Below are 12,651 nucleotides of genomic sequence, written 5' to 3'. Positions count from 1 at the left end.
AATTCAAGTCCCCCTTTTATTGAACCCCATATACACTTAAATTTTGGTTTGGATTTTTTAATATGAAACTATTTTATTTACTTAAAATCCTATTATTAGTTGTGCTATCAGTATTTTACAATAATGCTATTGCTTTATATATCAATGCAGATATTTCTTCGATGGAGTCAGGGCAAGAGTTTTTTTCTAAGCCATACATCAACGACACAGATAAGACTAATTTATATAGTTTTAGTGCCTACAAAATTGATAAACCAGGTAACCAAGAATATGGGGCACCTCTCCATAATGGCGAGATTATTTTTACTCCATTGAAGAAAATTTTATTACCTGGGGAACAAGAGTTTTTTAAGATTTTTTATCGAGGAGAAGCCGATGAGACCGAGCGCTATTATAAGATCATCATTAGCGAAACCCCTCTTGATATGCGTAATGATGATGAACAAAAAAAGCGACCTTTATTTTACCCAACGGTTAGCCTAGAAACCTATTTCGTTGTGAGACCTCAAAAACCAGATTTTAAATATGAGCTTAATCCAAGTACTAACACTCTAAAAAATACGGGTAATACCTATTTTAGAGTACTCTTACATGAAAGCTGTGATGCTAATGATGATTCTGAGCCTTATGTATTTTACTTATTACCCGGCCAAGAGTCTAAAGATGAGCGTCTTAAAAAGAAAAGTCGTAAATATATTGTAATATTTGATAAATATTACCCAATTGGCAATTGCACCTAAAATTCAATTATATCAATAAATTAAAAAATAAAAATAGCAAATTAATTTAGGTCTCTATGATTTAAAATAGAGGTTAATACTGCTTTTTATCTATGTGCGAGACATCAAAACAAAAATATCAGCTTCATTAATACAATACACTGAAATTTTTGCCATTACATATATAACCAATCGTTATAAACAAAAATTTATTTTCATATTTTCTTCTCAAGAAGAGAGTAGTATATTACACTGATATAATTACTTTAAAATCAATGACTATCATGTTAGCTAAAAGTGACCAAACTAAGCACATATTTTAATAACTAAATAAGAGTCATGTATGATATATATACTGAACAACATAATAAAATATAACTCTGACTTAGGTGAAATATTTAGGGTAGAAACAGAACTCAGTGTAATGAAATTAACACCCGTGTTGAATTATATTTTCATAATACTAATTCAGAATAATAAAACGACTATCACTCGTGAAGAGATACTAGAAAAAATATTAAATAAATATGACTTAAAAGTTTCGATAAACACCCTTAACCAATACATTAGTACATTAAGAAAGGTATTACATCAACAGCTTTTAGTTGAAAATGCGATCCTAAGCATATCAAAAAAAGGCCTTGTGATCTCTTCTGAAATTCAAATTGAAGAATCGATTACCAAATTCAATAATAAAATAGAGAAAAGCCTAGATCCCCCTCCCACTTCAAGCAATAAATCTAACAAATCACTATTACTTAGTGATAAAAATCATATTGTTAAAAAAACATTATTGATAATTAGTATTTTTTTAATTTTGGTGATCATTTACCTTATAAATCAAATTCATGCAGTAAAATTTCCATATACATCAATACAATCATACAAAATTAGCACAATTGGAGATTGCCCTGTTTATGGGTTCAAAGATAATTATGAAAAAAACATAAGTGACACAATAAGCAAACAAGTAATTGATTTTAACTTAACCTGTGAAGATTCTGATATTTTTTATTATTATAACAACATACAAAGCTTAGGGAAAAACAAACATAGCTTATTAGTAAAATGCAAAAAAAATAAAGATTGCATTTCAACAAGAGTGAATTGGCAGGATAAAAATGACTAATAAAACACTATATTCATTGATACTACTTTTTTCATTAATTATCGTTTCCTTGTTATTTTACTTAAATTTAGAAAAAAGTAAAACACAATATTGTGAAGCAACTGTTTCCTCTAATTTCATATTAGCCAATAACAAATCATCATATACACTAAATATGAAATTAGTAAAAAACAATGATAACAGTGGATATATTAAATTATTAGGAACAATTACAACTGATAAGACATATACTGTTAATCGAGTTGTTCATTTCAATCAATCATCAAGAAAGTATGTGAAGGATTTAAAATTAACAATAAATTATGATAAAAAATCTTTAAATGACAATGTTCCTGATGATATATTTGAAAAATATTTCAAGGTATTCAATCTAAATTCAATTGCATATGTAGAAATTGATGAGATAACTTCTGATTGGTACCTTTTCTCTAGTTCATTTGGCCCATATTTTGTCTGTAACAGGAAAGATAAATTAAATAAAATTTAACACATAGCGTTCTACTTACAAAGTAGTTCAGGTAATAATCAATATTGTATCTCTTACTCGTGTTGCCCTTTTCATTTTTATCCAACTAAGCAGATTTAATTATGCTTTGCCTATAATTAAATTTATATGCTACCTACCGATAAGTACCAAATCAATCCCTAATAAATCACTCTTTCAACTTAATCTATAAATATTTTTTTGTAATTTTATGTAAAAATATAAATAATTATTTTTAGATGACTATAAATCCATTTTTTTCATTTATTGTTTATTATATTCTCACTTTTAAGTCAATTTATAAGATTGATGTAATGCATTGTTTTTATTGAACTATAAAAACCTATATTTTGATTTAATAGTCTATACTCATTATTAACATTAATATCAATAGGCAAAAACTATCAAATCAACTATTTTTGATTCATTAAAACAATTTCACATTGGTAACTAAAAAATATAATCTATTACTCATAGAGAAAATCAAAAAATTTAAAGTAATGCCATCTTTAATAGCTAACTTTAAAATAATAAGTTCCTAATAGAGAGAGTATAAAATGAAATATATCAATACTAAAGAATTGAATAAAGGTAATGACCTAGATATTGTTATGGCTACCGCAAAATACTTGAAATCCGCACGTATTGAAAAATCATTAACAGGAACAGAATTAGGAAAATTATTAAATTTAAGCCAACAACAAATATCAAGGTATGAGAATGGCCAATCTGCTATTTCTATTGATAGCCTTCATATATACCTTAAAGCATTAGGTAAAGATTGGTTAGATTATTTCAGATCTGTTATCTTAGTTAGAGTTCATGCGAATTATTATTAATACAGTCATACAGAATTCAAACTTATAATTTCGATAAAATCGTGATAGAACCTAAAAATAGTTAATGTGATTAAAAAGAATATAAATTATTCTCATAAATCTATTAATTATAAATCTCCTTATATCAAAAATTAACTCAAAGAAATCATTAGAAGCAAAAAATGTATTGTTTATAAATTCAACAAAAAAGTGATACGAAAAAGAAAGGAACTCTCATGCAGCTAAATACTGTCATGCTAAAAAAAAACGCCACGCTAATTTATTAGCGTGGCGTTATAATTTGGCGGAACGGACGGGACTCGAACCCGCGACCCCCTGCGTGACAGGCAGGTATTCTAACCAACTGAACTACCGCTCCTGATGTTCCCTGTTGGGAACGCCATGCATATTACGAAGACTTGAAGAACTCGTCAACACTTTTTCTTGTAAAATCGCGCAGTTGAGCAGTTTTTAGCCTTTAAAAGGGCTCATAATGTAAATCCATTCGCATGCGTTAATAATAAATTCAATTATTAATGTAAATTTTCAGCTTCATCAGAAGATTGCCGCCAAAGACAGGGTTTCCCGCCCTTCTTATCAACAATATCCAACCGAGCTTCATGAGCAATGAGCTCCTCATCAGAAGCAAAAATGACTCTAAGACCACTCTGAGGACGCTCAATCCTTTGAATTTCATACTCTTGCTCATTATTAGCAGATTCTGAATCCATCGAAAATGACAATGAAGTTTGCCCACCCGTCATTGCCAAATAGACATCTGACAGGATCTCGGCATCGAGTAACGCCCCGTGCAGTGTTCGTTTAGCGTTATCAATTAAATAACGGTCACATAGCGCATCCAAGTTATTCCGTTTACCAGGAAAAAGTTTACGAGCCAACACTAAGCTATCAGTGATAGTGCAAAACTCTTGTGTAGGCGGAATACCTTTATTGAGTTTACGGAATTCATAATCCATAAACCCGATATCAAAGGGAGCATTATGAATAACAAGTTCAGCTCCTCGAATAAATTCAAGGAATTCATCTGCAATTTCTGCAAAAACGGGTTTATCTTGTAAAAATTCGTCACTGATCCCATGAACTTCAAATGCTTCAGGGTCAACTAAGCGATCAGGCTTAATATAGACGTGAAAGTTACGCCCTGTTAAACGACGGTTAATAACTTCAACCGCACCAATCTCAATAATGTTGTGGCCTTCATAATGAACCCCAAGCTTATTCATACCCGTGGTTTCAGTATCAAGGACAATTTGTCTGGTTATCACCGTGCTCATAATGTTTTTTTGTGTCAAACTAGAGGTGAATGAATAATATAGAGTGTACCAGAAATGACAAAGCAGGTAGAAATTTTCACGGATGGTTCCTGTTTGGGCAATCCAGGCCCTGGAGGATACGGGGTGGTTCTTCGTTATCAACAACACGAAAAAACCTTAAGCGATGGTTATTTTATGACCACAAACAATCGTATGGAACTACTTGCAGCCATTGTCGCTCTTGAATCCCTAAAGCGGCCTTGTGACATTATTTTAACCACAGATAGCCAATATGTACGCCAAGGGATCACCCAGTGGATCCACAGTTGGAAGCGCAAACAATGGCGCAAAGCCGATAAATCACCCGTAGTGAATGTGGATTTATGGAAACGCCTCGATGAAGCAATTCAAAGACATACTATTGATTGGCGTTGGGTCAAAGGCCATGCAGGTCACCCTGAAAATGAAAAATGTGATGAGCTGGCTCGTGCTGCGGCTTCAGCACCGACCAAGGAAGATACCGGTTACCAACCCGCACAAAATTAAGAAGGGTCGTTTATCTTCATTGATTTACTGATCTCCTTCGCAGCACCAAGCGCGGTTCCAATCTTAACCTTTGGTTGTTTGAATTTTAGTGGTGTCGGAGTTAATGGACAAGTCCGTTTCCGCGCCACAATCACACTTAGAGCACCAATCCCCCCACAGCTTTTATTCACTCGCCTTTGTGCGCTCAACCAAGGGATTACTTGGCAATTACGATGATATAAAACTTCATAGTTTAATAAACTTAGCCAATCAAATACCCTGACAGATGGAAAAAAACGGCTACAATAAGGCTGCCGTTTACGCAAAACAGGTACGAGTTTCGCCATTCCGACAAGACTAAAAGGGTTAAAACCTGAAATGATTAACCAGCCATCATCAATTAGCACCCGGTCAACTTCCCGTAAAAGCCAATGAGGGTCATGGCTATAGGCCAAGCAGTGAGTCATTAGGCAGGCATCTATAGATTTTTGGGTTAATGGCAATGCTTCGGGCTTGGCGACAAGATTAAAACGAGGGTCACCAGTGCCAACATTAAACTGATGGGAAATTAGGCAATCGTCGGTATGGATTTCAGTACTTAAATGGCCTAACTTAAGCAAATGAAAGCCGAATATCTTCGGCCACCAAGGGCTAAGTTGATTTTCTATAGCTTGACGGTATTGTTCCCCAAAAGGAATATCAGACCAACTAACAGGCATTTGAATTTTTTTATCAATACGCGCAGGCTTCATGAAATTCCCCTATTAACTATTAGCAAGTATCGAGGTCATTATGGAGTTAATTCGAGTACCCGCTTTAAACGATAACTACATTTGGGTTTTAGTCGATAGCCACCAACAGTGTATCATCGTTGACCCAGCAGAGGCAGAGCCCGTGCTTGAAATAATGACAGCCAAGCAACTAGCTCCTGTCGCCATCCTGCTAACTCACCACCATAATGACCATACTGGCGGTGTAAAAGGGATTTTAAGCAAATTTACAACACTTCCGGTTTTTGGCCCACAAGAAACCCAATCTAAAGGGGCAACAGAAATAGTCGAAAACGGTGATAAGGTTATAATTAACGAGTTCAATCTACAGGTTATTTCATTATCAGGCCATACCTCTGAGCATATCGGCTTTTACCAAGCACCTTATCTATTCTGTGGTGACACCCTATTTTCCGCGGGTTGCGGACGGATATTTGAAGGAACCCCCGAGCAAATGTTCGAATCTATCCAAAAAATTGCCGAGCTTCCTGATGAAACCTTAATTTGCTGTGCTCATGAATATACTTTATCTAATCTTAAATTTGCACACCATGTATGGCCTGAAAATGAAGCCATCACTCAATATTTACAAAAAATAACGCAAATACGTGACAAACATCAACCAACAGTACCCACTTCATTGAAAACAGAGAAAAAAATTAATATCTTTCTGCAATGCGATAACGTTCAATTACAGAAAAAACTCAATATTAACGTACAAAATCCACCTTTAAGGGCTGTTTTCACCCTGTTGCGTCAATTAAAAGACCAATATTAAAGTTTAATGATTGTCATATCGGGGTGGGATAAGTATTATTGTTCGACTTTTAAACATCAAAATGAAGAACAATAGAAAAGAATGAAGATAATCGCGACGCTTATCGCCGTTGTTCTGTTGGCCGGATGCCAAACTGCCCCGAAAAAAATTAAGCAGAACAAAACTCCAACTAACCATACAATTGAAACTGTTGCACCACATAACCAAGCAGCCAGTCGACAATTACCCAAAGCCGATTATGACTTATGGGGCTATATTAGCGATGAACTAAAAATGGATATCCCTGATAAACCTCAAGTTAGGGAATTAGCAAACAGTTATTTAGATAAACAACGTTTTGTCTACGATGTGGCATTAAGAGCTGAGCCATACATGTACCTCATCGTAGACGAAATTAATGAGCGAAATTTACCTATGGAATTAGCTTTAATTCCTATTGTTGAAAGCTCATTTAATCCTAAAGCGACCTCCCCAGCACAAGCTGCTGGCCTATGGCAAATCGTTCCTATCACGGCACGCTCATATGGCCTAAAACAGACACAATGGGTTGATGAACGCAGAGATGTGGTTTCTTCAACTAAAGCAGCCTTTGACCTTCTCGAAAACTTAAATGTTATGTTCGGCCATGATTGGGAGCTCACTCTTGCGGCCTATAACTGTGGAGAAGGTTGCGTACAAAATGCTATCAAGAAAAATGAAGCTGCCGGGTTACCTACTGATTTTTGGTCACTCTCTTTACCAAAAGAAACTAAACAGTACGTACCTAAAATCTTAGCGCTTAGCCAAGTATTGAAAAACCCTGAAAAGTATCAAGTTAATTTACCGACAAGTAATAAAAATAGAGCACTCACTCAAATTGATGTCGGCCAACAAATCACGTTATCTCAAGCAGCAGAGCTGGCTGGGCTAACAGTTGAATCGGTAAAAACATATAATTCTGGCTATACACGTGGCATAACATCGCCAAATGGCCCTCATTATATTATGTTACCTACCGCGAAAGCTGAACAATTCAAAATATCACTGTCAGACCAAGATGTTTTAAACACGATCCGTTTAGCTGCGCAACAAAATCAGCAGATAAAAACAGTACAACCCACCGCAATTTCGAGTGCGCGTCAAAATAGGGCTAAAATAGCCACATATAAGGTGCGCAAAGGTGAGTCCGTCGCAAGTATTGCAAAAAAATTCAATACTACCGCGAAGAATATTCAAAAGCTAAATGGGTTAAAAACCGCAAGCGTTATCAAGCCTGGGCAAGTATTAAAAGTTTCAAATACAGCGTCTACGGTGAGCAATCGTAAGGCAAAAACTTATAAAGTAAGGAAAGGCGATTCCTACTATAGCATTGCGAAACGTCATGGCATAAAACTCAATGACCTAATGACGTGGAATTCCGGTGTTAAAATGGCCGACCTGAAACCCGGGGTAACCTTGAACCTCTACCTTTAAGTTATGCTTAACAAAAAAAGCTTTTGTCTATTTCAGGCAGAAGCTTTTCTATTTTTTAATTCTGTTATTAGTAAAAATAAATTATTTGAATGAATTAAATGGGATAATAATTTTTATAACATCTTTTGTATAAACACTTCATATTCACCGCACTAAAATAACTGATGGTTAAACTATAATATAAATGCTTCATGAAATTGAGTTTAAGCAGAACATACACAACTCAAACTTCAACCACCCACTAATAAATTAGAAAAAAGTAGTTTATTGGTGGTGACATATGTGATAATAATGCTATTATTATATCGCGGCTAGTTTAGTCCGAGCTGCCAGTCCGTATTCGAACATCGCTTATGTATTATATTAATAATCTTCGAAAAGTTTAACGAACTAGCAATAATCTTATATTTTTCAATATATTAATGAGCAACTTTTATATTGAACATAGGTGCTTTAATTAGTTAACATGATATTATTATTGATAAAAAATACACACAGCAAAAGTCAGATTCGCCTACGGAGGTGATTATGGATGAATACTCACCCAAAAAACATGATATAGCAGAGCTAAAATACTTATGTAATAGCCTCAATAGAGATGCTATTTTAAGCTTACAAAAAACAAATACACACTGGATTAATGACTTAAGCTCCCCTCAAAGCGCAGCCTTGAATGAGCTTATTGAACATATCGCTGCATTTGTATGGCGGTTTAAAATCAAATATCCAAAAGAGAATCTTGTTATATCACTTATCGAAGAGTACCTCGATGAGACCTATGACTTATTCGGTAGCCCGGTCATCACGCTCAGTGAAGTTATAGACTGGGAAGCAATGAACCAGAGTCTTGTCGCTGTGCTGGATGATGACCTAAAATGTCTAACCAGCAAAACCTAAAGATATTATTTATCTTTAGTTCAAACTATAAAACCATATATTAATAAGTAATTTTGCACAAAAGAAAGGGTATTATGACCAAATTTGATTATCTGATGCGTTTAAGAAAATGTACAACAATTGAAACTCTTGAGCGTGTCATTGAAAAAAACAAGTATGAATTATCTGATGATGAGCTAGAGCTATTCTACTCCGCAGCAGATCACCGCTTAGCTGAACTCACAATGAATAAGCTTTATGATAAAATCCCAGCTTCTGTTTGGAAGTTTGTTAGATAATACCTCATTAACACGCACAGATAGTGAATGGTTATGGCCGGTAAACCCACTTATCGGCTGGACGCGATGTAATTATTGTTAGCATTATAATTATGCTAATAAAAACCTTTACTGCTTTTCATTTCAATCTACTTTTTTCTTATCATAATAATTAAGGTTGTATTCTTAACCTTTCTTTTTTTAACTTTTGAATTTATTTAAGTTAATGAACTTAATTTACATTTATAAAAATAAAAAAAGAACAATTAAAGATTATATTCATAACAAATTAGAATATATGGATTGATATGCAGAAAAGAGTACGTAGAATTGGGTGGGAGCCCTGCCAGCGACATCCCGGCACACACGACCCCTGCTATGGCTGCTTCCTTCCAGACCTGACCAAGTTAACAAGTTAGTGTTGCGGGAGAACCAACAGAGCCCCCATTGATTGCTTCTTTCAAAGCAGGGGCATTATGCTTGATAGTCGTTGAAATAGCAAGAAACCCATGATTAAGTGACGATTTATTACACAAAGAACCTTTGAAAATAGCGACTCAACTAAGAAATCGCTTATTCGCTAATTTGCAGATACCATCAATAATTCAACATTTTTTGTGATGCCGTTATTGATAACCTCTACAACACTATCACTAATGTATAATAATTTTCCATCTGCGTTCACGGTTGCATTAACAACGAGTGTACCTTCCTGCCTAACTTCATTTTTTTGGTAAGTGAGCTCAAAGGGAATTGTCGGGCGATTGTTCACTGAATTATAATATTTTTGAGATAATATTAGGGCTGGCAAGTCCGCCACCGTTGTATCCGCCAGAGTAATTGTAACAACCGCACCTTCAGGTAAAGCAGTATTCTGTAAAATGACAACACGGCCCTCGATTTTCCCTGAATCTACCGTCTGATTATTATTACTATTTTTAGCATTAAGTGCTTTTTCGTTGGGCTTTGTGCTATTCCCTTCACAACTAACCAACATTAAAAGTACTAATAAGCTAACAATGTAGCGAAAAAACTTCATAGTTATTACCTATAATACAATGTTTACTAAAACATTTTTAAATAATCGGAATAGACAAATCATTTTCTGATTGGTGAATAATAAAAAGTATAGCTAATATTGGTAGAATAATACATTTATATTTCCAAATGTAACAATGCGTAACCTGAATTTATTCGATAACAATTAACCTACCTATTCAGGATAAATAATGGGAAAATACGAGTATCTCATTCACATATAACAGAACTAAGATGACTATGAGCCCAGAATTACAGAATTTAATTAGCCTAATCGAACTCGAAAAAATTGAAGAAGGTATTTTTCGGGGACAAAGTGAAGACCTTGGTTTGCCTCAAGTTTTTGGCGGACAAGTTGTTGGACAAGCCATGTATGCAGCGAAACAAACCATACCTGAAGAGCGAGCGATTAATTCTTTTCATAGTTATTTTTTACGTCCAGGCGATAGCTCACGTCCTATTGTTTATGACGTTGAAATTTTACGCGATGGCGGAAGTTTTAGCGCACGTCGAGTGAGCGCCATTCAAAACGGCAAGCCTATCTTCTTTATGACCGCATCATTTCAATCTCAAGAAGAAGGTTATAATCATCAAAACTTGATGCCGGATGTACCACCACCGACTTCGTTAATTTCTCAAGATGATATTGTGCAAAGTTTGGCTGATAAATTGCCAGAATCAGTTAAAAAATATGCTCTTAGGCCAACTCCCTTTGAATTTCGTCCTGTTGAGTTTTACAGCCCATTCGATTCCGCACCTCAAGAGCCGTTTCGTTATATTTGGTTTAAAGCGAAAGGACAGTTACCGGAGCTACCTTCGCTGCATCACTATTTGTTAGGTTATGCATCTGATTACAATTTCCTTCCAGCCGCATTGCAACCGCATGGTAGAGGCTTTATGGAACGAGACCTACAAGTCGCAACGATTGATCATTCAATGTGGTTCCATCGTCCATTCAAAATTGATGATTGGTTACTGTATGCCGTAGAAAGTCCCTCGGCATCTGGTGGAAGGGGTTTTGTTAAAGGACAACTCTATAATTTACAAGGTGATCTTGTTGCAACCGCAGTCCAAGAAGGTGTAATTCGGCATAGGCAACCCCATAAATAAAGCGGAGTTTCGAGTAAGTGATTACTTACTTAGAAAGGTAGATGAGTCGGTTTAAAAAGGTAATGGCAGCCAGCAATAAGCTGCCATTATCAATTTACACAAAGCACAGTATTATCCTGTAATTATCATTACATTAAGATTAATTGTAGGCACTTTCACCATGAGAAGTAATATCTAAACCTTCCCTTTCTTTTTCAACATTAATGCGTAAACCTGAAGTTTTCGCTGCCACTTTAAATGCAATATAAGCAACGATTGCGGTCCAAACAACACAAACTAGTATGCTGACGGCTTGAATTCCGACTTGTTTCATCATCGTAATACCCTCCGCAAAACCACTTCCGCCTAATGCCGTTGAAGTAAATACCCCCGTTAGTAAACAACCTAAAATCCCGCAGACACCATGAACACCAAAAACATCGCAAACATCATCAACTTTTAATCGACGCTTTAAAATCACAACACCCCATAAACCCGCCAGCCCAGACAATACCCCTATAATTAATGCCCCACCGACCCCAACCGTTCCTGCCGCTGGCGTAACCCCAACTAACCCAGCTAAGCAACCAGAGCAAGCACCTAATAATGAAGGTTTTTCCCTGAAAAGCCACTCAGCTAAAGTCCATGATAAAATAGCACCAGCCGCAGCTGCGATAGTGTTCACAAACGCTAATGCAGCGATACTATTAGCACTTCCGGCCGAACCTGCATTGAAACCAAACCAGCCAATGAATAGTATGGATGTTCCCATAAACACCATAGGTAAGTTATGTGGTTTAATAGCCTCTTTTCCTAACCCAGTACGATGCCCAAGTAAGTAAGCACCAACTAAACCGGCAACAGCCGCATTAATATGAACAACCGTACCCCCAGCAAAATCTAGTGCGCCATCTTGCGATAAAATACCGCCGCCCCATACCATGTGTGCCATTGGTAAATAAGCAAATGTCGTCCAAATAATCGTAAAAATTAAAATTGCAGAAAATTTAATCCGCTCCCCTAGTGCACCAACCACCAATGCGACCGTTAAGCATGCAAATGCCCCTTGAAAAACAACGTGAATAAATTGAGGGATCGGTCCAGATAAGCTTTCAACAGTGATATTTTTTAACATAATCTGACTAAAACCACCGATAAAATCATTTCCCTCACTAAAAGCTAAGCTGTACCCATAAACAATCCAAATAACAGACACTAAAGCGAAAATAACCGCGGTTTGAGCCATTAAAGAAAGAACATTTTTGCTTCTTAGTAGCCCACCATAGAATAATGCGATACCTGGAAGTATCATGAAAATAACTAAAGCAGTCGCTATCATCATAAATGCGTTATCCGCTTTATCTAGGGTTTCCTCTGCTGCAAGCACCGTTATTGGAAAACTCCCCATTGATATCAATAGA

Annotated in this window: 14 protein-coding genes, 1 tRNA gene and 1 other RNA gene; 10 read left to right on the top strand and 6 right to left on the bottom strand. The window is 35.7% G+C overall.

From position 1 onward, the window contains the following. Positions 1-62 precede the first annotated feature (62 nt). From CYG50_RS02445 to CYG50_RS02430, 4 genes are all read left to right on the top strand, one after another. Positions 63-740: a fimbrial protein gene (locus CYG50_RS02445; RefSeq protein WP_102139060.1), complete on the top strand. Its 678-nt coding sequence runs from the start codon at positions 63-65 to the stop codon at positions 738-740. Between the two features lie 322 nt (positions 741-1,062). After that, positions 1,063-1,848: a winged helix-turn-helix domain-containing protein gene (locus CYG50_RS02440; RefSeq protein WP_102139059.1), complete on the top strand. Its 786-nt coding sequence runs from the start codon at positions 1,063-1,065 to the stop codon at positions 1,846-1,848. After that, on the top strand, positions 1,841-2,335 hold the full coding sequence (locus CYG50_RS02435) for a FidL-like protein (protein WP_102139058.1): 495 nt from the start codon (positions 1,841-1,843) through the stop codon (positions 2,333-2,335). The genes CYG50_RS02440 and CYG50_RS02435 overlap by 8 nt, the downstream gene beginning before the upstream one ends. Before the next feature lie 554 nt (positions 2,336-2,889). Next, the gene (locus CYG50_RS02430) at positions 2,890-3,171 is read left to right on the top strand and encodes a helix-turn-helix domain-containing protein (protein ID WP_181490049.1); all 282 of its coding nucleotides are present in this window, start codon (positions 2,890-2,892) and stop codon (positions 3,169-3,171) included. A 281-nt stretch (positions 3,172-3,452) separates the two neighbouring features. Here CYG50_RS02430 and CYG50_RS02425 read toward each other — a convergent pair. Next, positions 3,453-3,529, bottom strand: a tRNA-Asp gene (locus CYG50_RS02425). A 154-nt stretch (positions 3,530-3,683) separates the two neighbouring features. Then, the gene (gene dnaQ, locus CYG50_RS02420; protein WP_102139069.1) at positions 3,684-4,445 is read right to left on the bottom strand and encodes a DNA polymerase III subunit epsilon; all 762 of its coding nucleotides are present in this window, start codon (positions 4,443-4,445) and stop codon (positions 3,684-3,686) included. A 54-nt stretch (positions 4,446-4,499) separates the two neighbouring features. Between dnaQ and rnhA the strand changes: the two genes are divergently transcribed. Next, a complete protein-coding gene (gene rnhA / locus CYG50_RS02415; RefSeq protein ID WP_102139057.1) occupies positions 4,500-4,970 on the top strand; it encodes a ribonuclease HI in 471 nt (156 codons plus the stop codon). Here the strand turns inward: rnhA and CYG50_RS02410 are convergent. Then, positions 4,967-5,701: a class I SAM-dependent methyltransferase gene (locus CYG50_RS02410; protein WP_102139056.1), complete on the bottom strand. Its 735-nt coding sequence runs from the start codon at positions 5,699-5,701 to the stop codon at positions 4,967-4,969. The two genes, rnhA and CYG50_RS02410, sit on opposite strands and share 4 nt — an antisense overlap. A 40-nt stretch (positions 5,702-5,741) precedes the next feature. On the opposite strand from CYG50_RS02410, the gene gloB reads away from it, so the two are divergent. The 4 genes from gloB to hha all read left to right on the top strand — a co-directional run bounded on the left by gloB (position 5,742) and on the right by hha (position 9,124). Then, positions 5,742-6,497 carry a hydroxyacylglutathione hydrolase gene (gloB, locus tag CYG50_RS02405; RefSeq protein WP_102139055.1) on the top strand — a complete coding sequence of 252 codons (756 nt, stop codon included), beginning with the start codon at positions 5,742-5,744 and terminating at the stop codon, positions 6,495-6,497. A gap of 81 nt (positions 6,498-6,578) precedes the next feature. Next, positions 6,579-7,949, top strand: a complete 1,371-nt coding sequence (mltD, locus tag CYG50_RS02400) for a murein transglycosylase D (RefSeq protein WP_102139054.1) — start codon at positions 6,579-6,581, stop codon at positions 7,947-7,949. Positions 7,950-8,477: 528 nt separating this feature from the next. Further along, complete coding sequence (tomB, locus tag CYG50_RS02395) at positions 8,478-8,846, top strand: Hha toxicity modulator TomB (protein WP_102139053.1); 369 nt, start codon at positions 8,478-8,480, stop codon at positions 8,844-8,846. Between the two features lie 74 nt (positions 8,847-8,920). Beyond that, positions 8,921-9,124 (top strand): hemolysin expression-modulating protein Hha, encoded by a 204-nt coding sequence (gene hha, locus CYG50_RS02390; RefSeq protein WP_102139052.1) that lies wholly within the window; start codon positions 8,921-8,923, stop codon positions 9,122-9,124. Between the two features lie 320 nt (positions 9,125-9,444). Here the strand turns inward: hha and ffs are convergent. Both ffs and CYG50_RS02380 read right to left on the bottom strand, forming a co-directional pair. Continuing rightward, positions 9,445-9,541: signal recognition particle sRNA small type (gene ffs / locus CYG50_RS02385), an RNA gene on the bottom strand. A gap of 142 nt (positions 9,542-9,683) precedes the next feature. Continuing rightward, positions 9,684-10,142 carry a YbaY family lipoprotein gene (locus CYG50_RS02380; protein ID WP_102139051.1) on the bottom strand — a complete coding sequence of 153 codons (459 nt, stop codon included), beginning with the start codon at positions 10,140-10,142 and terminating at the stop codon, positions 9,684-9,686. 239 nt (positions 10,143-10,381) lie between these two features. Between CYG50_RS02380 and tesB the strand changes: the two genes are divergently transcribed. Next, on the top strand, positions 10,382-11,251 hold the full coding sequence (gene tesB, locus CYG50_RS02375) for an acyl-CoA thioesterase II (protein WP_102139050.1): 870 nt from the start codon (positions 10,382-10,384) through the stop codon (positions 11,249-11,251). A gap of 139 nt (positions 11,252-11,390) precedes the next feature. Here the strand turns inward: tesB and amtB are convergent, their stop codons facing one another. Continuing rightward, positions 11,391-12,638 (bottom strand): ammonium transporter AmtB, encoded by a 1,248-nt coding sequence (amtB, locus tag CYG50_RS02370; protein WP_181490144.1) that lies wholly within the window; start codon positions 12,636-12,638, stop codon positions 11,391-11,393. Between the last annotated feature and the right edge of the window lie 13 nt (positions 12,639-12,651).

The organism is Providencia huaxiensis (assembly GCF_002843235.3).
Lineage (GTDB): Bacteria > Pseudomonadota > Gammaproteobacteria > Enterobacterales > Enterobacteriaceae > Providencia > Providencia huaxiensis.
The sequence above is the reverse complement of the archived record's forward strand: the minus strand, read 5'-3'. Positions and strand labels throughout refer to the sequence as shown.